This window comes from Fluviicoccus sp. (genome assembly GCF_030646115.1).
In the GTDB taxonomy this organism is placed as follows: domain Bacteria; phylum Pseudomonadota; class Gammaproteobacteria; order Pseudomonadales; family Moraxellaceae; genus Fluviicoccus.
Genome location: NZ_JAUSMX010000019.1, coordinates 27,665 through 49,575 on the forward strand (window position 1 = coordinate 27,665; position 21,911 = coordinate 49,575).

General features: G+C 61.1%; 19 protein-coding genes. 6 read left to right on the forward strand and 13 right to left on the reverse strand.

The genetic code is table 11. The annotated features are described in order from the left end of the window. Nucleotides 1–24 precede the first annotated feature (24 nt). The 7 genes from Q7T36_RS14115 to Q7T36_RS14145 all read right to left on the reverse strand — a co-directional run bounded on the left by Q7T36_RS14115 (nucleotide 25) and on the right by Q7T36_RS14145 (nucleotide 7,139). Entirely contained in the window at nucleotides 25–975 is a 951-nt protein-coding gene (locus Q7T36_RS14115; protein WP_304849865.1) for an FHA domain-containing protein, read from the reverse strand. A gap of 26 nt (nucleotides 976–1,001) precedes the next feature. Next, the gene (gspD, locus tag Q7T36_RS14120; protein ID WP_304849868.1) at nucleotides 1,002–2,948 is read right to left on the reverse strand and encodes a type II secretion system secretin GspD; all 1,947 of its coding nucleotides are present in this window, start codon (nucleotides 2,946–2,948) and stop codon (nucleotides 1,002–1,004) included. Between the two features lie 2 nt (nucleotides 2,949–2,950). Continuing rightward, on the reverse strand, nucleotides 2,951–3,799 hold the full coding sequence (locus Q7T36_RS14125) for a type II secretion system protein N (protein ID WP_304849871.1): 849 nt from the start codon (nucleotides 3,797–3,799) through the stop codon (nucleotides 2,951–2,953). Nucleotides 3,800–3,842: 43 nt separating this feature from the next. Beyond that, nucleotides 3,843–4,604 carry a type II secretion system protein N gene (gene gspN, locus Q7T36_RS14130; RefSeq protein ID WP_304849875.1) on the reverse strand — a complete coding sequence of 254 codons (762 nt, stop codon included), beginning with the start codon at nucleotides 4,602–4,604 and terminating at the stop codon, nucleotides 3,843–3,845. 158 nt (nucleotides 4,605–4,762) lie between these two features. Beyond that, complete coding sequence (locus tag Q7T36_RS14135; RefSeq protein ID WP_304849878.1) at nucleotides 4,763–5,104, reverse strand: H-NS histone family protein; 342 nt, start codon at nucleotides 5,102–5,104, stop codon at nucleotides 4,763–4,765. 92 nt (nucleotides 5,105–5,196) lie between these two features. Next, nucleotides 5,197–5,706 (reverse strand): single-stranded DNA-binding protein, encoded by a 510-nt coding sequence (gene ssb, locus Q7T36_RS14140; RefSeq protein WP_304849881.1) that lies wholly within the window; start codon nucleotides 5,704–5,706, stop codon nucleotides 5,197–5,199. 59 nt (nucleotides 5,707–5,765) lie between these two features. Then, nucleotides 5,766–7,139 carry an MFS transporter gene (locus Q7T36_RS14145; protein WP_304850322.1) on the reverse strand — a complete coding sequence of 458 codons (1,374 nt, stop codon included), beginning with the start codon at nucleotides 7,137–7,139 and terminating at the stop codon, nucleotides 5,766–5,768. Nucleotides 7,140–7,303: 164 nt separating this feature from the next. On the opposite strand from Q7T36_RS14145, the gene uvrA reads away from it, so the two are divergent. Further along, nucleotides 7,304–10,135 (forward strand): excinuclease ABC subunit UvrA, encoded by a 2,832-nt coding sequence (uvrA, locus tag Q7T36_RS14150; protein ID WP_304849884.1) that lies wholly within the window; start codon nucleotides 7,304–7,306, stop codon nucleotides 10,133–10,135. A 62-nt stretch (nucleotides 10,136–10,197) separates the two neighbouring features. On the opposite strand, the gene Q7T36_RS14155 is transcribed toward uvrA, so the two are convergent. Further along, entirely contained in the window at nucleotides 10,198–12,765 is a 2,568-nt protein-coding gene (locus Q7T36_RS14155; protein ID WP_304849887.1) for a sialidase family protein, read from the reverse strand. A gap of 215 nt (nucleotides 12,766–12,980) precedes the next feature. Between Q7T36_RS14155 and Q7T36_RS14160 the strand changes: the two genes are divergently transcribed. Continuing rightward, on the forward strand, nucleotides 12,981–14,342 hold the full coding sequence (locus tag Q7T36_RS14160) for a wax ester/triacylglycerol synthase family O-acyltransferase (RefSeq protein ID WP_304849890.1): 1,362 nt from the start codon (nucleotides 12,981–12,983) through the stop codon (nucleotides 14,340–14,342). Nucleotides 14,343–14,407: 65 nt separating this feature from the next. Here Q7T36_RS14160 and Q7T36_RS14165 read toward each other — a convergent pair whose 3' ends face one another. Then, on the reverse strand, nucleotides 14,408–15,253 hold the full coding sequence (locus Q7T36_RS14165; RefSeq protein WP_304849895.1) for a 23S rRNA (adenine(2030)-N(6))-methyltransferase RlmJ: 846 nt from the start codon (nucleotides 15,251–15,253) through the stop codon (nucleotides 14,408–14,410). Between Q7T36_RS14165 and Q7T36_RS14170 the strand changes: the two genes are divergently transcribed. Then, nucleotides 15,252–15,869 carry a 2OG-Fe(II) oxygenase gene (locus Q7T36_RS14170; protein WP_304849898.1) on the forward strand — a complete coding sequence of 206 codons (618 nt, stop codon included), beginning with the start codon at nucleotides 15,252–15,254 and terminating at the stop codon, nucleotides 15,867–15,869. The genes Q7T36_RS14165 and Q7T36_RS14170 overlap by 2 nt on opposite strands. Here the strand turns inward: Q7T36_RS14170 and cysQ are convergent. After that, nucleotides 15,866–16,681 (reverse strand): 3'(2'),5'-bisphosphate nucleotidase CysQ, encoded by an 816-nt coding sequence (cysQ, locus tag Q7T36_RS14175; protein WP_304849901.1) that lies wholly within the window; start codon nucleotides 16,679–16,681, stop codon nucleotides 15,866–15,868. The two genes, Q7T36_RS14170 and cysQ, sit on opposite strands and share 4 nt — an antisense overlap. On the opposite strand from cysQ, the gene yrfG reads away from it, so the two are divergent. After that, nucleotides 16,680–17,348 carry a GMP/IMP nucleotidase gene (gene yrfG / locus Q7T36_RS14180; protein WP_304849904.1) on the forward strand — a complete coding sequence of 223 codons (669 nt, stop codon included), beginning with the start codon at nucleotides 16,680–16,682 and terminating at the stop codon, nucleotides 17,346–17,348. The genes cysQ and yrfG overlap by 2 nt on opposite strands. Here yrfG and Q7T36_RS14185 read toward each other — a convergent pair. Continuing rightward, the gene (locus Q7T36_RS14185) at nucleotides 17,345–18,289 is read right to left on the reverse strand and encodes an alpha/beta fold hydrolase (protein WP_304849907.1); all 945 of its coding nucleotides are present in this window, start codon (nucleotides 18,287–18,289) and stop codon (nucleotides 17,345–17,347) included. The genes yrfG and Q7T36_RS14185 overlap by 4 nt on opposite strands. A 154-nt stretch (nucleotides 18,290–18,443) precedes the next feature. On the opposite strand from Q7T36_RS14185, the gene Q7T36_RS14190 reads away from it, so the two are divergent. After that, nucleotides 18,444–19,634, forward strand: coding sequence for an FAD-dependent monooxygenase (locus tag Q7T36_RS14190; RefSeq protein WP_304849910.1), 1,191 nt, complete (start codon nucleotides 18,444–18,446; stop codon nucleotides 19,632–19,634). A gap of 40 nt (nucleotides 19,635–19,674) precedes the next feature. Here the strand turns inward: Q7T36_RS14190 and Q7T36_RS14195 are convergent, their stop codons facing one another. Both Q7T36_RS14195 and Q7T36_RS14200 read right to left on the reverse strand, forming a co-directional pair. After that, nucleotides 19,675–20,997, reverse strand: coding sequence for a hypothetical protein (locus tag Q7T36_RS14195; protein ID WP_304849913.1), 1,323 nt, complete (start codon nucleotides 20,995–20,997; stop codon nucleotides 19,675–19,677). Between the two features lie 25 nt (nucleotides 20,998–21,022). Beyond that, entirely contained in the window at nucleotides 21,023–21,361 is a 339-nt protein-coding gene (locus Q7T36_RS14200; protein ID WP_304849915.1) for a DUF1622 domain-containing protein, read from the reverse strand. A 79-nt stretch (nucleotides 21,362–21,440) separates the two neighbouring features. On the opposite strand from Q7T36_RS14200, the gene Q7T36_RS14205 reads away from it, so the two are divergent. After that, nucleotides 21,441–21,833, forward strand: a complete 393-nt coding sequence (locus Q7T36_RS14205) for an RNA-binding S4 domain-containing protein (RefSeq protein WP_304849918.1) — start codon at nucleotides 21,441–21,443, stop codon at nucleotides 21,831–21,833. Nucleotides 21,834–21,911 lie beyond the last annotated feature (78 nt).

The window sequence follows — 21,911 nt, forward strand, 5'->3', positions numbered from 1 at the left end:
CCTTTCTCGTACAACGTCATTGGTTTACAGCAGGAAGAGAGCAGCTAGCACCCCGATTACGATCAGGATCACCGTCACTATCACACCAACACTGCTCTTCGGTTGTTCAGGAGACTGGGTGGACTGCGGCTGATGCTGATGCTGGGGCATCGGCGGCGGCGTCACTGAACGCGAGTTGTCTGGTACGGGTGTCGGCGCAGACGAGGGCCGGGGGGCATGCTGTGGTTCAGGGGCATGCGGCTTCGGCGCCGGGGAGGATGCAGGAGCGGCCTTTGCCGCACCGGCCACCGGACGGAACTGGGTACGTTCGGCTTCTTCCTCGAAATCCGTCGTCACCACCGGCTCGGCAGGACCTACCACCTTGAACACCATGGCGTCGAATTTGACTTCGTCGCCGTTCTTCAGCTGAAATTCGTCGTGCTTCTTGCCGTTGATGAATGAGCCGTTGGAAGAGCCCAGATCCTTCACCCACAGCGCACCGCCGCGCACCGAGAACTCGGCATGGCGGCGGGAAACGTGCGCGCCGCCCACCACGATATCGCAATGCGGATCGCGACCGATAACCTTGGTGCCTTCAATCGGGAACATGCGTCCGGAAATCACCCCGGTGGTCGCCTTCACCTGCCACAAGGGAGCAGCCTTGGCCGGGGCCTCGCGCTTCACCACTGGAGCATTTTCGGGAGGGGCCTTGGTGGGGTCTATCACTTGAAGCTCCACCAAATGCAGTCGAATCACATCGCCGACATGGACTTCCACTCGCTGGCTGACCGGCTGATCGTTCAGGAAAGTGCCATTGACGCTGCCTGCATCCCGCAGGAACAGCTTGCCGTCCTCCTGCTGGAGTTCGGCATGAAACACGCTGACTCCTTCATCATTGATGACGAGGCCGTTGCTCTTGTCACGACCGATGGTGAGGCGGGGATCTACCAGCCAGAAGGCCGGCTGGCGACGATCGAGAAACTGGATCTTTAACATGGCTGGTCTCTTCCCTACATTACACTTCAGGGCTTGGCCGGGGCAGAACCCTGGTAAACCTGGTTGATGGATTCCGGCAGCTGCATCAGCTCGCCGCGAGTTCCGACACGCAATTGCAATCCGCGCGTCAGGTCATATTTTTTGGTGCTGATCGCCAGCGCGCTCTCACCATCCCGCAAAATTTGCGGTTGCAGGAAGACAAGCAGATTGCGCTTGGTTTTACTATTACTCTTTGAGCGGAAAAGATAACCTAAAACAGGTACTTTTCCCAATAGGGGAACTTCACTTACCGAAAGTTTACTATCATCCTGAATCAATCCGCCCAGAACAATGGTCTGGCCATCGTCCGCCAGAATAGTGGTCTTGATGGAACGCTTGTTGGTAATCAGGTCGGCGGAGTTGACCCCGGCCACGCTTGGCACGACCGACGACACTTCCTGCTCCACTTCCAGCCGCACCGCCCCGCCTTCACCAATATGCGGAATCACTTTCAGCGTGATGCCCACATCCTGACGCTCAATAGTGGTGAACGGGTTGCTGACTCCGGAGCCGCCGGTGGTGCTGGAGCCGGTAATGAACGGCACATTCTGGCCGACGACAATTTTTGCCTCCTGGTTATCCAGCGTCATGATACTGGGCGTGGACAACAGGTTGGCATTGCTGATTGTATTCAGCGCCTGGATCAGGGCGCCGTAGAAGGTGCGGTCGCCACTGCTGTTAACCTTCGACTGACCGATCCCGATCAGCGCACCGGAGGGGCTGCCCGCCAGCTCCGGCTTGTTCTGGGCGGCGGCGGCGGCCACACTGGCAATGCTGGTGCCGGCATTGTTGAAGTTGATCAGGCCCACCCCTTTGGACGGATCGCCGAAGGCCCATTGCACGCCCAACTGGTCGGCGTTCTCACCGGAAACCTCGACAATGGCCGCCTGGATCAGCACTTGTGAACGGCGTTGGTCCAGCTGACCGATCACCTGTTCCAGCTCACGCATCAGCGCCGGGTCGGCCCGGACCACCAGCGCGTTCTGCGCCTCATCGGCGATCAGGTTGACGCCGCCGGCGGATACGGTAGAAGACTGGGCGCCACCGGCTGGCGCCGAACCCGCTGCGCTACTGCGGGCGCCTTCACCGGACACAAGACTGCGCAGCACTTCCGCCGTTTGCTTGGCGCTGGCGTGTTTCAGGCGGAATACCCGTACACCGCTCAGGCGCTCGGCGGGCGGCTTGTCCAGCTGGGCCACCAGATCACGGATGCGTTTGCGCGCCTTGGCGTCTCCCTTGACCAGCAAGCGGTTGCTGCGGGTGTCGGCCAGGATACGAACCCGGCTGCCGCGCATTTCCTTGCTGGCGGATGTCGCAGTCAGGGTGTCGATCATGGTCATCAGGTCTTCGGCCCGCACTTCCTTGAGCGGCAACACCTCCAGCTCGTCACCATCACCGCCGTCCAGCGATCGGATCAGGTTTTCGATTTCCTCGATATTGTTGGCGTGATCGGAGATGATCAGCGCGTTGGCGCCGTTAATGGCCGCCAAATGCGCAAATTGCGGCAGCAAGGGGCGGATCACCGGCACCAGCTCATTGGCGCTGGTGTTGTCCAACATGATGACACGCGTCACCAGCGCCTCGCCCTTGAGCTTCTGGCGCAGGTCGAAGGGAACGGCATTCTGCTTGGCGTTGACATCGGGCACCAGTTTGATGGCATTACCCGACGGCACGGCGGCAAATCCATTGACGCTCAGCACCCCCAGGAACAAATCATAAACCTGGTCGGCGGTCAGGGCCTTGCTGGAAATGACCGTGATATTGCCCTTGACCCGGGGGTCGACAATGAAATTCTTGCCGGTAATTTCCGCCACTTCGGTCACCAGGGCGGAAATGTCGGCCTCCTTGAGGTTGACCTTCCAGGTTTTGGCGGCGGCTGCACCGCTGATGGCCATCCAGAGACCTAAAGCTACAAGGGTTTTGCGCGCCTTCATGATTAGAAATTCTGCTCAATGGTTAGATTTTGACTGCCGCGACGGAATTCGACACGCACATGACCGCTCTGCTTGACCTGCTCCAGCAACTGCCTGTCCAATTGCGGATTCCCCAGCGACTGGCCGTTAAGACGGACAATGCGGTCACCGGCCTTGAGGCCCAAGCTGCGGCGGATGTTGGCCGGCGCAGCCTCGGTGATCTCATAGCCTTCCCCGGTGCTGGCCAGACCCATTTCCGACAGATAGGCTCCCGGCTCACTGGCCAGCCGCTCAATGGCGCTGGACAGCATGGCGCGGGCCTTGCCGCCGTTGTCAGGGCTGTTCATGGCCGCCGCAGGCGCCGGGGGAGCATCGCCACCCAGCAGGTTGGTCTTGATGAAACGAAGGACTTCGGTGCTGCCGTTACGGGAAAGGACCACCCGGTCAGGATAGACTGCCTCCAGCGTCGCGCCGCCGGGAACAGGCTGGCCGGTTGCATAGAGTTTGCCCATACCCTGATTCTGCTCGGAGATGATGGCGCCGGAGCGGCGGCTGTCACTGCTGGCAAACACCCCGTCCAGGCGCAGTTGCAGGGCGGTATCCGGAGCGTTGGCGGCATCCCCGGCCGGAGCCTTGGCGGCAGGCGCCCTGAAGATGGCGAATCCGGCCAGCCGCGCCGTATCCACCTCGGGCAAGGCGTCCCCGACCTGCACCACCGCCGCCGGAGGCTTGAGGGCGGCATGATCCTGCCCGGTCAGCAGCCACAGGGCTCCGGCCATCCGCCAGCCGAACCAGAGCACGGCCAGCAGCATCAACGCCTGCGCCATCTGTCGGTTGCGGGCTGCGACCCAAGCCCATAAAGGATTATTCACGAAGAAACCCACAAATTATTATCCGTCGATAATGCCATTATTCTTATAGACCGCTCAACGGCTGCGAAGCCGTCACCACAAAGGCATCGGGCTCGGCCACGCCCCGGTAGCCGGCCGCGTACATCAGCAGCCGCTGCCGCAAACGGGATTCGAGCATATCACCATTCAGCACGAATGTAGCCAAGGCTGCGCCGCCAGCCTGCTCGCTCAACTCCAGCTGCAGCCGCCCTTCCTGCCCCCGCATCTCCAGAGCCACCGGCGGCAAGGCCATGGCCTGCTTCTGCCCTTCCATTTGATATTGCATGTTGCCGCCTTGCCATTCAAGCCGTGCGGCCGACCCTTGCCAGGACTGCCCCTTGCGCAGCAACTCCAGGGACTTGATGCTCAGCGGACTGCCGCCGGGAATATCCCAGTTCGGCATGATGCCCTTCAAATCATTGCCGGACAGAGACCCCTGCACCTTGCTCACCGACCACTTGCCAAAGCCGGTCGAGGCCCGACCGCTGATGCTGCTCCCGGAGGTCAGCAGTTCCCATTTCACCCCCAGCGACAGCCGCAGCCACGCCGAGGGGTCCAGACGCCAGCGGGACTGCCCCTGCAGGTTATGGTATTGCCAGTTGACCTGTCCGGACCAGACCGTACCGCCCCAGGACAGCACCATGGGTTTTGCGGCCGGTGGCAGAAAATGCGCGAGCACACGTGAAGGCGTCTGCGCTATCAATGAAACCAGCAGGATGAGCGTGGCCAGCAATGCCCAGCTGTAGGCGCGGGACTCTTGGTCTTCTTTTGTTTTTTTTCTGGACATAGGGTATTTCGCAAAAAAACCACACGCCGGGAAAATGCACCGGCAACAGCTTTTGAATGTCACACAGTCCGAATAGGCTGGCAAGTCCCTGCAAGAAAACGCCAACAAAAAACCCCTGCGGACAGGGGTTTAAAGCGATGCGGAGGTGTTTCCCGGTGTTAGACGAGGAAATCCTCAAGCTTGGCGCCGCCGGCCAGCCGGGCAACCAGCCAACGGGGCTGCTTGCCGCGCCCGGTCCAAGTTTCGGACGGGTTGGCGGAATTGCGGTAACGGATGGCGACCGGCTTTTTCTCGCCGGCAGGCGCCGCCTTGCCACGGGAACCCTTGGCTCCGACAGCCAGAATTTGATCCATGCTCATGCCGAGCGCACGGGCCCTTTCGGCAAATTCCTGATAGGTTTTCTGCAGCTCTTCGTCCTTGCGGGCGGAGATCAGCTGTTCCGCTTCTGCAATGACGGCATTCAATTCGGCAATGGTCAACTGGCTCAGATCGGGTTTCATGCGTGTTCCTCTTCTATCGTTTTAATGGGGGATATGAACAGAAAATCCCAAAACGCGCCAAGCATAAAATAAAATGCTTGGCGGTTAAATACTTAAAACGGGAGATCGTCATCAAAATCGGAATTTGCCGACGGTGCAGCCGGTTTATTATTGGCCGGAGCCGCCGGGCGTGCGGGGCGGGAGGACTGCTGATAATCGTCCTGGCCGTAACCATAATCGCCTTCAGGCGCGGAAGGTTGGCCGCCGCCACCGCCACCACCGGAGCGTCCATCCAGTAACTGCATGGACTGCGCCTTGATTTCGGTGGAATACCGGTCCTGCCCGGTTGCCTTGTCCTGCCATTTGCGGGTATGCAATGAGCCTTCCACATAAACCTTGCTGCCCTTGCGCACATATTCAGCGGCAATTTCAGCCAGGCGGCCATAAAAAACCACCCGGTGCCATTCGGTCTGCTCGGTCATTTGCCCGGTATTCTTGTCCTTCCATTGCTCGCTGGTCGCCAGCGAAACCGTGGTCAGCGTGCCGCCACCGCCGGCAAAGCTACGCACTTCCGGGTCCCGTCCCACGTTACCGACCAGAATGACTTTGTTAACTCCGCGCATGTTGCTTCTTCCTTCTATAGTCCATGAAAATTCGAGCGGTGAATTTAGCGGAAATTCCGCTAGACTGCTACCGCTCCGGGAATCAAATCCCGCAGCAGGCCGGCATCCAGACGCTCCCGGTCCACCTTGAGATACGCCAGCCTTTGTCCGGCAATGACCACCGCCTCCTCCACCCCCGGCACCGACAGCAAGCGCCGCGCCATGTCGCGCCCTTCTTCACTGGAGCAGTCCGGCACGGACAACGTCATGCTGTGCAGGAAACGGGGCTGCCGCATGCCCAGCGCCACTCCCAGCCACACCAGCGTCACCAGCGCCAGCAGCAGGCAGGCTCCGGTATAGCCAAGATGCCCGGCATGGATTTCCTGCCACAACAAGCCGCCCGAAATCCCGCCGCAGAACGCCCCCAGAAACTGGGCGCTGGAATAGACACCCATCGCCGTGGCCTTGCTGCCGACCGGAGCCATTTTGCTCAACAGTGACGGCAATAAAGCCTCCTGCAGATTGAAGGCGATAAAAAACAAAACCAGCCCTGCCACCAACCCGTAAAATGACTGGTATTCGACAGCCATTACCGCCAAACCCATCGCCAGCAGCACAATACCCGCCGCAAATACTTCCTTGATGCGCCTTTTTTTCTCGGCCACGATAATCGCCGGAACCGCCAGCACAAAACCACCCAATACCACCGGCAGATACACCCAGCCATGATGCGCCGCCGGAATTCCGGCATTATCACGCAGCAAATGCGGCACCAGCACAAAACAGGCGGTCATTACCAGATGCAGAATGAAAATTCCGGCATTCAACCGCATCAACTCACCGTGACGCAGCACTTTCAGCAATTGCAGACGCCAGCCTTCGGGATTCTGGGGAATGGCCACCGACGGGTGCGGCACAGTCAGCAGCAACCCCATCCCGGTCACCGCCAGCAACGAGGTCGCCCAGAACAGACCCGCCAAACCGAAATACCCCGCCACCAGGGGGCCGACAATGAAGGCGACCGCAAAGGACAGCCCGATACTGAGCCCGATGCTGGCCATGGCCTTGGTCCGGTTCTCCTCGCGGGTGAGATCAGCCAGCAAAGCCATCACCACGGCGGAAATGGCTCCCGCCCCCTGGATGGCGCGACCGGCGATGACACCCCAGATGCTGGTGGACACCGCCGCCACCGCCCCGCCGGCGGCAAACAGCACCAATCCCAGGAAGATCAGCCGTTTGCGGTCAAACCGATCGGCCAGCATGCCCATCGGGATCTGGAGAACCGCCTGGGCCAAGCCGTAAACGCCAATGGCCAGGCCGATCAGGGCCGGAGTGGCGCCGTCCAGCTCTCCGCCATAAAGGGCAAAAACAGGAATGATCATGAACAGGCCGAGCATTCGCAATGCGAAAAGGCTCGCCAGGGCGGAAGTGGCCCGCCGTTCAGCTTTTGTCATACCAGTCATTACTAAAATCCGAACACCAACGCAGGAAGGGCGGCATTATACTCCCGCAGGCAAAGCTGTCGTTCTCTACATACGGGGAAAAGTTTTGCATATACTCTGCGTCTCCCGGCGAGAGTCCCCGACACCTCGCCCGCACCCACCCCGACAGGCCCAGCATGAACACCATCCGTATCCGCGGCGCACGCACCCACAACCTGAAAAACGTCGACCTGGAAATTCCTCGCGACAAGCTGGTGGTCATCACCGGCCTTTCCGGTTCGGGCAAGTCTTCCCTCGCCTTCGATACCCTCTATGCTGAAGGACAACGGCGCTATGTGGAATCCCTTTCCGCGTATGCGCGACAATTTCTGTCGCTTATGCAAAAGCCGGATGTCGATTCCATTGAAGGCCTGTCGCCGGCCATTGCCATTGAGCAGAAGTCAACATCACACAACCCGCGCTCCACCGTCGGCACCATTACCGAAATCTACGACTACCTGCGCCTGCTTTACGCCCGGGTCGGCACCCCGTATTGCCCTGACCACCAGTTGCCGCTGGAAGCCCAGACCATCAGCCAGATGGTGGACACGGTGCTGGCGCTGCCAGAAGGTACGGCGCTGATGCTGCTGGCGCCGGTGGTGCAGGACCGCAAGGGCGAGCACCTGCATATCCTGGAAGGCTTGCGCGGCCAGGGCTTTGTGCGCGCCCGTATTGACGGGCTGGTGGTGGACCTGGACGACGCCCCGGCTCTGGAGAAGAACAAGAAGCACACCATCGAAGCGGTCGTGGACCGCTTCAAGGTGCGCCCGGACCTGGGGCTGCGACTGGCCGAATCGTTTGAAACCGCACTGCGGCTGGCGGACGGACTGGCGCTGGTGGCGTTCATGGACGGCGACCGCGACGGCCTGCTGTTCTCGGCCAAGCACACCTGTGCGGTTTGCGGCTATGCCGTGCCCGACCTGGAGCCCCGGCTGTTCTCCTTCAACAACCCGGCGGGCGCCTGCCCGGAGTGCGATGGCCTGGGCCAGAAGTCACACTTTTCCGCCGACACGTTGATTCATCATCCGGAACTGACGTTGTCGCAGGGCGTGATTCGCGGCTGGGACAAGATGCACCCCTATTACTTCAACCAGCTCTCCGCCGTGGCGCAGCATTTCAACATCAGTCTGGATGACCCGTGGGAACTCCTGCCTGAAACCTTCCGCAAGGTGGTGCTGAACGGCTCCGGCCGCCAGAAAATCGCCTTTGTTCTGACCGATGAGCGAGGCAACCGCCGCACCCGTGAGCAGCCGTTTGAAGGCGTGCTGCCGCACCTGGAGCGCCGCTATAAGGAAACGGAATCGCCGGCGGTGCGCGAAGAGCTGTCACAGTACCTGGTGCACAGCGCCTGCGCCGCCTGCGAAGGCTCGCGGCTGCGCCCGGAAGCCCGCTGCGTGCGCGTGGCTGACAGCACCTTGCCCGCCGTGGTGAAGTTGCCCATTCTCGGGGCCAGCGCCTATTTCAACGATTTGACCCTTTCCGGCCAGAAAGGCGAGATCGCCGACAAGATCCTCAAGGAAATCCGCGAACGCCTGCACTTCCTGGTCAGCGTCGGGCTGGACTACCTGTCGCTGGACCGCTCGGCGGAAACGCTGTCCGGCGGCGAGGCGCAACGCATCCGGCTGGCGTCGCAGATCGGTGCGGGGCTGATGGGCGTGATGTACGTGCTGGATGAGCCGTCAATCGGCCTGCACCAGCGCGACAACGAGCGCCTGCTGGGCACCCTGCAGCGCCTGCGCGACCTCGGCAACACCGTGCTGGTGGTGGAGCATGATGAAGACGCCATCCGCGCGGCCGACTACATAGTGGATATCGGTCCCGGCGCCGGCGTGCATGGCGGCGAAGTGGTGGCGGCCGGTTCATTGCAGGATATTCTGGACTGTCCGCGCTCCCTGACCGGGCAGTACCTGTCCGGCAAACAGGGTATCGCCGTGCCCGCCGAGCGCCGCGCCCACACCCCGGACCGCCTGCTGCGGCTGGCAGGCGCGCGCGGCAACAACCTGCAGAACGTGACACTGGAAATCCCGCTGGGCCTGATGACCTGCATCACCGGCGTCTCCGGCTCCGGCAAGTCCACGCTGATCAACGGCACGCTGTATCCGCTGGTGGCGCGGGAACTGAACGGAGCCACCACACTGACGCCGGAACCCTTCGACAGCATTCACGGCATGGAACATCTGGACAAGGTGGTGGACATCGACCAGAGTCCCATCGGCCGCACGCCCCGTTCCAATCCAGCCACTTATACCGGCCTGTTCACTCCCATCCGCGAACTGTTTTCCGGCACGCCTGAAGCACGTTCACGCGGCTACAACGCCGGGCGCTTCTCGTTCAACGTCAAAGGCGGCCGCTGCGAAGCCTGTGAAGGCGATGGCGTGATCAAAGTCGCCATGCACTTCCTGCCGGATGTCTATGTGCCTTGCGACATCTGCAAGGGCCAGCGTTACAACCGTGAAACCCTGGAAATCCGCTTCAAGGGCAAGAACATCTCGGAAGTACTGAACATGACTGTGGAAGAGGCCCGCGCCTTCTTCGACGCCCTGCCCTCCATTGCCCGCAAACTGCAGACCCTGATTGACGTCGGCCTCAGCTACATTACGCTGGGCCAGGCCGCCACCACGCTTTCCGGCGGTGAGGCGCAGCGGGTGAAGCTGTCACGGGAGCTGGCCAAGCGCGACACCGGCAAGACCATCTATATCCTCGACGAGCCCACCACCGGCCTGCATTTCCATGATATTGCCCAACTGCTGGCGGTGCTGGCAGAGCTGCGCAGCCATGGCAACACCATTGTGGTGATTGAACACAACCTGGATGTGATCAAGACCGCCGACTGGGTGGTGGACCTGGGACCGGAAGGCGGCAGCGGCGGCGGGCAGATCATTGCAGTGGGTACACCGGAACAAGTGGCAGCCAACCCGGATTCGCATACCGGACGGTTCTTGCAGCCCTTGCTGCTGCCGCGTTGCTAACATTACCCCCGATAAAACAACAAGGGCGGCCCGAGGGCCGCCCTTGTTGTTTGCCTTCAAGCTCAGTTGCCGGTTGAAGAAATCAGCCACTGATTGCTGAGCGTGCCGGTGACCACCCAGTTGTTGCCAACCCGGGTTATGGCCTGGCCGAGGGCGTTACTGGCTGCGCCATTGATAGGGCCGCTGACCAGCCCCCAGGCGCGACCGTCGCCCGAAGCCACCACACGATCACCGCAGAATCCGTACATCAGACCGTTGAGCACCGTCAGCCGGGTGGGCGCTGAGGAACACTTGCTGTCACGGATGTCATTCACGGCCGTCCAGGTGATGCCGTCCACCGAACGTTGGACCGAACTGCCCGCCGCCATGAAGTAATAGCCGCCCAGTGAAACAATGCCGTCGTTCAGGAAGGCGTTAATGACTGGCGCATTTGAGGCCCAGGTCACGCCGCCATCGCTGGAGATCAGGGCATTTCGGGCATTGCCCTCCAGAAACACCAGCCACTTCCCTCCCTTGGAAGCAATCGCCCACTGTCCGGAATTGTTGTTGCCCTCAAAGGTATGGATATTCCAGCTGTCGCCATCGGCCGAACTGGCAATGAAGGACTTGAAGGCGCCCGCCGTTTCCTTGTACTCCCCGACAACAATCCAGCGACCGCCGGTGTATTCGATCGCCTTGTAATAGACGGGGGGCGCACCGCTCACTCCAGGCGGCAGCGCCTGCAAGTCCGGCGGCGTGATGGCCTTGGTCACCCATGAGCCATTGGTCACTTCACCAAAGAACAGCGGTGCCACGCCCAGCAGGCGGGCGCCGTCGGTCGCCAAACTGGCGCGATCGAAGGAAACATCCTGTCCGTTCACTTTCAGCGGCACGGCAGTCCAGGTAACGCCGCCATCTGTTGACTTGGCGCTGGCAGGAGCGCCGTTGGCAACCACCAGCCCGTTAATCCCTTCTACGTCCCAGGAGGAGCTGCCGCTGCCCAGACGGCGCTGGGTGAAGTTTCCGATCGACGCCACCGGATTGCCCACCTCCACCGTCACTTGCGGGAATTTGCAGGCCGCGCCGTCCGCAGTGATTTCATAGGTGTAGGTTCCGCCGGAAACGATGTTGTTGCCGTCGTTGTAGGTGGTGGCGGCCTGACTGGGAATGAACTGGGTCAACGGAATATCAGTAGAACCGATTTTTGCCGTGGGGCGCGCGATACGATAGGCGGTCGCGCCCGCCACGGCAGGCCAAGACAGCGCTACCGCATCCTTGCCGGCATTGGGCGTGGCGGTGACATTACCCGCACAAACGCCATTCCCGCCTCCGCCCTGGACAGGTGTCGAGGCGAAGTACCGGAACGTTCCGACCGGCGCCGTGAAATCAACACCATTGGTGGTTTTCTCGGCTCCGGAACGGTTGAAATCGACATGCGCACCGCCCTTGTCGAGATTGACCAGCACATTGTCATTGGTGGGGCCGTTCCGGCAAACAGAAAGGACATTCGCAATTTGACCATCCAGTTCCACCGTCGCCTGGGCAAGGCCCACAGTCAGTTTCAGGCTGGCGGTCTTCACCAAGGTGACATTGGGAGGAATGGCATTATCGTCCTGCTTGATGTCGACACTGTAATTTCCGCCGAAGGATGTCAGGTCGCTGTAGGCCAGCGCTGGCATTTGACCGCAACCCCCAACTCCGCCACCACCACCGCCTCCACCCGGAGTCAGGTTAAGTGACAATGGATTGGCCTGCAGGAACGTCAGCAAGGCATTGAGCTTGACCTGATCAAATCCCCCTGTTGCTGCTGAATTCAGTAGATCTTGCACCAGCGCAAGAGCCTGAGCCTGAAACTGGGAGGCAAACGTGGCAGTATCATAGGGCAGGTCGCCGGTCACACCAGAGCCGTTGATATTGCCATCGGCCAGATCCGCTGCAAGTGCCTGCGCCATGCGCAGCGCCGGATTGGCCTCTCCTGCCCCCAGTTGCGCCTGGGCGATTTCAGCCAGTGCCGCCAGACGCAAGGCATACTGCCCGGCATCGGAAGTGCCAAGGGCGGCAAGATCAGCCGTTTCATCAACCAGCACGGGCGGCAGGAAGATATTCGGTATGCCGAAAACCGACTGGATGGTGGCGCGCGCCGGTGCAATCAGCGCCGGGGTCAGGTTGGCTCCCGCCCCCCCGGCGGACTGTTCGGCCAGTCGCAGCGCGGCTTCGGTCATCGCCGTCACCCCAAGCACGGAGCTCCCGGCACTCAGCGCCGCCGCCGCCCGCAGCAGCGGCGTATTCCGGTTGGCGGCGTTGATGACCACATCCACATCATGGCCCACGGCCTCATCAAAATAGCGGACATTGCCGACCGCCTCGGGCACCACTTCAGCCACGACAGCGCTCACACCCGCCGGAACATTAAAACTCGCGCTGCCGGCCACCAGCGGCAGATCACCCAGCACCGGACCATTGCGGTTGGCGGCATTGCGCAGCACCACCCGGGCGTTGCTGATGCGTCCCAATGACGGAGTAACCTTCAGGGTTTTCAGGGTTGCGCCACCGGGGATTGATCCGTCGTCGTCATTGGAATTGCAGCCGGTCAGAACCAGGGCGGCAAACAGATGGGCCAGCACCCACCGGCCGGAAAGAAAAGCGCTCATATCATAAATCCTTCTTGGACATGCTTCTGGATAATGGAGAGAGTAAATAGTCCATTTCCCGAAAACAATCCCCACCACCGGGGGGAATGAGCAAATTGCGGCACCCGGTAAAAACCCGCCTTACCGCACCAGCAACGGTCAAAATGGTTAGACAAGCCTGTGATAAAAGTTCTACGCTACGCCGCATAGAATAATCGGACAACAGGGAGAATTTCATGCGCGCACTAGGTCCCATCGACCAGCTGTTCCTGTGGTTGGAACGACGTCAACAACCCATGCACGTGGGAGGGCTGATGCTGTTCGACATCCCCGAAGATGCCGATCCGGAGTCATTCGTCCACGAAGTGGCTGAAAAGATGCGTCAGCTGACGCCGCCGGTACGCCCCTTCAACCAGCACCTGCAAGGCATGTTCTGGGCGGAAGATGACGAATTCGACCTGGAGCACCATTTCCGCCACATCGCCCTGCCCGAACCGGGGCGTATCCGCGAGTTGCTGGCTTATGTCTCGCAACAGCACAGCGCCCTGCTCGACCGCGCCAAGCCGCTGTGGGAATGCCACCTGATTGAAGGCATTGAAGGCAATCGTTTCGCGCTGTACTTCAAGGTGCACCACTCCATGGTGGACGGTGTGGCAGGCATGCGCATTGCCCAGCAGATGCTGGCTGATACTCCTGAAGAAAAAACAGACACTCCCTTGTGGGCGGTTTCCCGCCGCAAGCGCACTCAGAAGGAAGAAAGCAACAACCCGATCAGCGTATTCGCCAACATCATGAATACCTTGCGCGACCAGGTTTCCACCATCCCCACCGTGTCGCGGGAACTGGCCAAGGCGATCCGCTCCTCGTACCACCACGACCCGGAATATGTGTCGGTATTCCAGGCGCCGCGCTCCATCCTCAACCAGCGCGTCAGCGGCTCACGGCGGTTTGCCGCGCAGTCCTATGACCTGAACCGCATCAAGGCCGTCAGCAAGACCACGGGCTGCACCATCAATGATGTGGTGCTGGCCATGTGCGCCGGTGCATTGCGCACCTACATGCAGGAGCTGAATGCCCTGCCGGAGAAGCCCTTGATCGCCATGGTGCCGGTATCGCTGCGTCGTGACGACAGCGAGGGCGGCAACCAGATCAGCATGCTGCTGGCGAATCTGGCCACCGACTTGCCGGAAGCCGCCGATCGTCTGGCGGTAATCCGCCGCACCATGAAGAATTCGAAGGACCGTCTGCAGCGCATGAGCCAGGCCGAGATCATGAACTACAGCGCCATGATCTACAGCATCTCCGGCGCCAACCTGATTACCGGCATCGCTCCGAAATGGCAGGCCTGCAACCTGGTCATTTCCAACGTGCCCGGACCGCAGGCGCCAAAGTACTGGCACGGCGCCAAGCTCTCGGGCCTGTACCCGGTGTCGATTGTGCTGGACGGCATGGCTCTGAACATCACCATGACCAGTTATGTGGATACGCTGGAATTCGGTCTGATTGCCTGCCGGAAGGCCCTGCCCTCCATGCAGCGCCTGCTGACCTATCTGGAAGATTCACTGATGGAACTGGAACGGGTGGCCCGGCTGGCCTGAGGCTCCGGCGTCATTCCATAAAAAACGGGCGACATTAATGTCGCCCGTTTTTTATGCGCTAACGATTATTCACCGGCAATCCACGTCACCGTCGCCTTGGCCATGGGGTGTTCGGCCAGTTGCGGCAACATCCATTGCAGCACCTTGTCGGCTTCCTCGGCAAACTGCCAGGGCGGATTAATGATCAGCATGCCGGTGCCGTTGAGACCCAGGCTGTTATCGTCCGGCATCACGCACAGTTCACACGCCAGTTGGCGGGGAATGCCGGTCTTCCACATCTTCTTGTGGAAACGTTCGATCATGGCGCGATCCTTGACCGGATACCACAATACGTACACGCCGGTCGGCCATTTGGTGTAGGCCTTGACCAGCAACTCCACCAGTTGCGGGAAATCCTGACGCTCTTCCTCATAGGGAGGATCAATGAAGACCAGGCCGCGCTTTTCCTTGGGCGGAATCAACGCCGTAATGCCTTCATAGGCGTCACGGTGATGCACGGCGACATTGGGGTAACGCCCGAAGTTGTCACGCAGTTTTTCGGCGTCCACCGGGTGGAATTCCATGAGCGCCATGCGGTCCTGCGGACGCATCATTTGCAGTGCAAACCACGGCGAACCGCCATAAAAGCCCTTGCTGTTCTGTTCCTTGCGCAGCAGTTCCAGTTGCGAGAACCACAACTTCACCCATTCCGGGTTGTTCTTGTGGGGCTGCAGCTTGCGCACGCCTTGTTTATACTCCCCGGTCTTCTGCGCGGGGGCGGAAGCCAGGTTGTACCAGCCGCATCCGGCATGCGTGTCGATGTAGCAGAACGGGGCATCCTTGCGCTGCATGCCTTGCAGCAACCCGATCAGCAAAATATGTTTCATCACGTCGGCAAAGTTGCCGGCATGATAATGATGGCGGTAATTCATGCAAATCTCTCAAACGGACTGGCCAGAAACCGACTTCACGGAAGCCGTGGAATCACTGGCGCAGCGCCATTATGCCGTAATTCCGGACTTTCTTTCACCGCCAATGTTGAAGTTACTGCACGATGAATGCCTGCAAAGGCACGAAGAGGGTCATTTCCATGCCGCCGCCATCGGCCGCGCTGCGGGGCAGCAGCACAATACCGGCATTCGCGGTGACAGCATTTGCTGGCTGCAGCCGGACTTCCCGGCCGGCGGGCGTTACCTGCAACGTATGGCGGATCTGCAAGCGATCCTGAACCGGGAACTGTATCTGGGACTGCGTCAGTTTGAAACCCACTATGCCCATTACCTGCCCGGCAGCTTCTACAAACGGCATGTGGACCGCCACCGCGACAACGACGCCCGCGTCATCACGGCAGTCTGCTACCTGAACCCGGCATGGCCTGACGGTGCGGGCGGCGAGATCCGGGTCTGGAACGCCCGGGATGAAGAAGTCATGACACTGGCGCCCCAAGGCGGCACGCTGCTGCTGTTCACCAGTCACGACATACCGCATGAAGTGCTGCCGGCCGACCGCCTGCGTCTCAGCATGGCCGGGTGGTTCCGGCGCGACTAGCCCTTGGGCAGCAACGCCAGTATTTCCTCCAGCCGCGCCCGCTCCCCCACCACCAGGAACGGCGGATTCACCAGCGTGTCACGGGCGTTGTAAAGCAAGGGCTGGCCGTCATGCCCCGTCAGCTGTCCGCCCGCTTCCTCCAGCAATATCTGACCGGCGGCGGTGTCCCATTCCATGGTGGGGCCGAAACGTGGATAAATATCGGCCGCGCCTTCGGCAATGCGGCACATCTTGAAGGCGCTGCCTACCTGCAAGGCCTGGCAGTCACCGAAATGACGGGCGATGGCGTCAAGCATGGCGGCCTCGGCGCCGCTTTGATGATGGCGGCTCAGCAGCACGCGCGGAATGACCGGCAAGGCAACGACGCCAATCCGTTCGCCGACGCCATTGACAAAACGCCAAGCCCCCAGCCCCCGCGCCGCCACGTAGCTCAGGTTATAGACCGGGGCATGCATCACACCCAGCACCGGCTCATGGCCTTCCACCAGCGCAATGTTGACCGTGAAGTCATTGGTGCGGGAGACGAATTCGCGGGTGCCGTCCAACGGGTCCACCACCCACAACAGTGGCCAACTCCGTCTCAGGGGGTCAGCTTCCGCCTCCTCCGACAGTACCGGAATGGTTGGCGTCAGGGCGGCCAGTTCCTCTACAATCAGTGCATGCGCGGCCAGGTCCGCAGCGGTCAGCGGCGAGGCGTCGGCCTTGTGCTGCACTTCCCAGTGTTGCGGGTCCTGGTAAATAGCCAGGATAGCGCGGCCGGCGGCTTCGGCGATGGCCCTCACTTCCCTCAGCAAGGTTTCCCGGTTCATCATGATTGACTGGTCCTCGATTGATACTGTGCTGCTCGACATGGACGGCACCCTGCTTGACCTGCACTTCGACAACTTTTTCTGGCAGGAATTCGTGCCGGAAGTCTATGCCCGCAAACACGGCCTGTCTGTCGCCGACAGCAAGTTGCAACTGTACCCGCGACTGGAGGCGGAGCGCGGCAACCTGAACTGGTATTGCCTGGATCACTGGTCGGCCGAACTGGGTCTGGACATCGTGGCGCTGAAACGGGAAATCAGCCACCTGCTGGCCGTCCGCGCCGACGCCGACCTGTTCCTGCAAGCACTGGCCGACAGCGGCAAGGCCGTATGGATGATCACCAACGCCCACCCGGACGCGCTGACGCTGAAGCTGGAACATACGGCAATTGCCGGTTTCTTCAGCCGCATCATCAGCTCGCATGAGCTGGGTTATCCCAAGGAACATCAGGAATTCTGGCACCGTCTGCAGCAACTGGCCCCGTTCACGCCGGAACGGGCGCTGTTTGTCGATGACAGTGAAAGCGTTCTGCGCGCTGCGCGCCAGTATGGCATCGGTCACCTGCTGACCATTGCGCAACCCGACAGCAAGCAGGCGCCCCGCCAACGGCTGGAGTTCGTGGCGGTTGGCCATTTTGCCGAACTGCTGCCCATCCCGGCGGTACGGCGCTAAGGCTTGTCCAGAAACTGACGGACGGCGTCCAGCGTCCGCGCCGGATCCTCTTCCTGCGGCACATGGCCCAGATGATCAAACATGGCGACCCAGCTGCCGGGAATATCCTGACGAAAACGTTCGGCGTATTCAGGCGGAATCAGCTTGTCCTTGGCCCCCCAGATAATCAGTGTTGGCTCCTGCACCTTGCGGATGTTATCGGCATCACGACCGGCATTGGACTGCGCAAAGCGCTCACTGACGGCCGCGCGGTTACCGGCGCGCAGGGTCAGCTCATAATACCGGTCCACCAGCTCCGGCGTAATCTTCGAGGGGTCACCGTAGACATCCTTGAGGCTGGCCTCAATCATGGACCGGGGCAGCATGTAGCTGGAAATACTGCTGATACCGGGCAGCTGGGCTATCCTGAAACCAATGGGCATGGAGCCCGTCATCGGATAACCGCCGGCATCCACCAGAATCAGTTTTTCAACCCGGGAGGGATTGGCGACGGCGACTTCCCAAGCTATTTCCCCACCCAGCGAATTCCCGCCCAGCACATAGCGGTTGACTTGCAACTCTTCCATGACCGCCGTAACAAAATCAACATAGCGATCCATGCTGTAAATGCCGTCAGGGCTTGGACCGGTGAGACCAAAACCCGGCAGGTCAAAGCGGATGACGCGCCGGGTCTGTGACAGGTCGGCGGCCCAGCCGTCCCAGGTATGCAGGCTGGACGAGGTGCCGTGCAACAGCACAATCGGGCGGGGGTCCGAACGCGGCCCTTCGTCCCGATAATGGACATCCATATCCATGACCTTGATGAACGCCGAGGGCGGCGCGGCCCAACGACCCTGCAATTCAGCCACGGAACGATCCGGCGCCCACGTCAACGCCACCCCGGCTCCGGCGGCAATCAGTAGCAGCGCCAGCAGCAAGGCCAGCAGCTTGGCTGGTTTCATCTTTCACCCCCGTCTGTTTACGATTCCTTAACTTACCTGTGTGAAGCGTCATGTACAAGACAGCCGATGGAACAGTTGGCCTGCCCACTATGCCCTGAGGGTCATTAAGGGTAATCTTTCAAGCCATCAGCACTGACATCCCCAGAGAACTTGCATGCACGTCTTGATCGCCGGCGCCGGCATCGGCGGCCTCACCGCCGCCCTCACCCTGCTTCGCCAGGGCTTCGAGGTCAGCCTTTACGAGCGGGCCCACCATCTGGAAGAAGTGGGTGCAGGCCTGCAAATTGGCCCGAACGGGGCGCATGTACTGCATGCGCTGGGCTTGGGCGATGCCCTGCACCACATGGCTTTCCGGCCGGAGGCCGGGGAAATGCGCGTCGGCACCACCGGGCGCGTCATTTTCTCGCTGCCTTTTGATGACACCGTTCAACGCTATGGTGCGCCTTATTACCATCTGCACCGCGCCGACCTGCAAGCCATCCTGCTGGACGCGGTCAACAGCCATGCGCCCGGCGCCCTGCATTTGGGCAAGGAAGTAAAGGAAGTGCGTCAGGATGAGCAAGGCGTCACCCTGATCTTTACCGACGGCGGGCAAGCCCGTGGCGATGTGCTTGTGGGCGCCGACGGCGTGCATTCCGTCGTGCGACGGGAACTGTTCGACATCGCTGACGGACACTTCAGCGGCATGTCCGCCTGGCGCATGACCGTGGCCACCGAGCGCCTGCCCAAGGGCCTGGTGCCGCCCAAGGCCACCGTCTGGGTGGGGCCGGGCAAGCATGTCGTCACCTACTACCTGCGGCGCGGCGAACTGGTGAACCTGGTGGGCGTGGTGGAGGAAAACGGCTGGCCCTATGAGGGCTGGACCAGCCTGGGAGGTAAAGATGACATCCTGCGGGATTACAGCGGCTGGCATCCCATTGTGCGACGGATCATGGAAGCTGGCGGCGATGGCGAGTTCTACAAATGGGCGCTGCGGGAATTACCGCCGCTGGACCATTGGTCGAAAGGACGGGTGACCCTTCTTGGCGATGCCTGCCACCCGATGTTGCCGTTCATGGCGCAAGGCGCGGTGATGGCCATTGAGGACGCCTGGGTGCTGGCTGAACAACTGGCGCGGCATGCACAGGATATCCCCGCCGCCCTGAGCCGCTATGAAGAGAAACGCAAGCCCCGCGCCACGCGGGTGCAGGCCGTGTCGCGCCGCAACGGCAAGCTTTACCACCAGCACAGCACCGCCGGGCAAGCGCTGCTCTACTCGCCGTTATGGATGGTGTCCCGGGTGGCGCCGGATTTCTTTGCCGGTCAACTGGACTGGCTGTACGGGGAAGATGTGACGAAGGGCTGAAAGTCCATCCCAAAGAAAGCCCGTGATGGCCGCAACCGCGTCACGGGGTCCTGAAACGGAAGGACAGCCGCGAGGGCGATGTCAGCTTTTCAACTGACTGACGTTGGACTACGCCGTAAGGGAACACCCCGCTCCAAGGCGTCAACCACAACCGCCCGGCCATCCGGAAACGGGCGCGGACACTCCAGAAATAACGGGTGTCGGAAGCCAGCGGCGATGTCAGGCGATGCTCAGGCAGGGGCAGGTTCTCGCGGTGGTAGACGATTTCGGCGGGTGCCCCCCCTTCCTCCCGGGCAATGACCACGTCATAACCGACCGCTTCGGCCTGTTGCAGCTCCGGGGCTTTCGTCAGGTCAGCGGGGCGGGGAAAGGCTTCCCAGCGTAAATCCGGTTGCAGGTCACGAACCTGAGTCCACTCAAAAACGGAGCCGACCCACGGTGTCTCGCCCAGACTGCCCCGCGTGGGCGGGTAGACCGGTGCCAGGCCGCGGGCCACGGAACCCAGACCGGCCATGGTGCGCGGATCGGAAGGATAAGGATAGCCATGCAGCAGCTCGTCGGCAGTGGCATGCGCCAAGGTGTCATACCCGCGCTCCAGCATGGCCAGCAAGGGTTTGGCCTCGTCGGCAGACCAATCGAGAATCTTGCGCCCCTCACCTTCGAACCTCAGCTCACGATTCAACAACTCGACGTTATCAAGGGTGCGAACCAGCCGGAATCGCATGTTCATGTAGCCGTAGACCGGCGCGTTGATACCGAACCCCCGGGTGCCTGCCTCGCGCAGGCTGACGACCAGCACGTGATCAACGCCCTGAGCCGCCAGCGCCCGGAAATCGTTGCCGGCCACGACGGTCGTGGCCTGCTCCTCCGGAACCGTGATCACGGCCCGCCCCTCGGCAACCAGCGTCGTCTCCACTTGCTGCTGCAGGGTCTGCTGAATGCTTCGTTGCGCCAGCGCGGCGGTCATGCCGCCTTCCGCCTTGCGCACGGCCTTGCCGCCGGGAGCCAGCACACCGCCGCCCACCGTAGCCGCCCCGGCCGTCGCCGCACAGACACCCAGCACCACCATCATCACCGGCCCGCAAAAGCCGGGACAGGCAGTCACCACCGGCACCCCCACCACACAAGCGGCCAGCGTCACCCCGCCTGCCTTGGCCGCTCCCTCGGGACGGCTGTGGGCAAAGCCCTCGAAATGCAATTGCGGCTCCGCGCTTTCCGCCACTACGGCCAGAGCCCCCCAGGAGGCAGGATCCGTCCTGGTCACCACCACCGGGTTACCGGCACACGCCGCGAGCAGCAGCGACAAGGCCACCGCCAGGACGCACCGCCAAGGATTTGAAGCCGACAACCGGATCATCACCATACCAAGCTCCCGACGCCGCACACGACTAAGCGTGCTCCTCGCGCATTTCGCGCTGCAGGAAGAAATTAAGGCCGGTCCGGATCACGGCAATGGCCCCCAATTGGCCGATCTGTTGCCAACTGGGCGCCACCGCCGTGGACAGGATGTCCGCCGCCAGCTGGAACTCCAGCGCCAGCGCCAAATAGCGCGCAAGTTCCAGCCGCACCACCGAAAACCCGGCGCTGCGGCCACGGCTCCACTCCGCCATCAGATGCCGCAACGCCACCAGGATGCCGGCGGCAATGATCAATGCCCCAATCAGTTCGATGCACAATTTCAGCCACATCACGGCTTCAACGATGAAAAGTTCGGTTTGTGCAAACATGCCATCTTCCCCTGACTGGTATTTTTTCAGTATAACCCCAACTGATTCAGGGGATTTCACCTCACGACCGGAGTTTTTGATGACCGACACCGATGACCGCGTCCGCGCCGACAAATGGCTGTGGGCCGCCCGCTTCTACCGCACCCGCTCACTGGCCAAGGATGCCATTGAAGGCGGCAAGGTGCATTGCGACGGCCAACGGGTGAAAGTCAGCAAGGAAGTGAAGATAGGCATGGAATTCACGGTGCGGCAGGGCTTTGAGGAAAAAACGGTGATCGTCAAGGCGCTGAGTGAGGTGCGCGGCCCTGCCACGACGGCGCAACTGCTGTATGAGGAAACGCCGGAAAGCGTGGCGCGGCGGGCTCATGAGGCAGAGCAACGCAAGGCGCAGAATCTGGCGTATCCGGATCACCGGCCGAACAAGAAGGAACGGCGACAGATCCATAAATTCCAGGATTCCTGGGGTGACTGAGCCCATTCGGCAATTCCCGCCGACGGACTGTCGGCAATCATCAATCCCCTGCCCCAGGATTGCTCTATAAATAGGCAA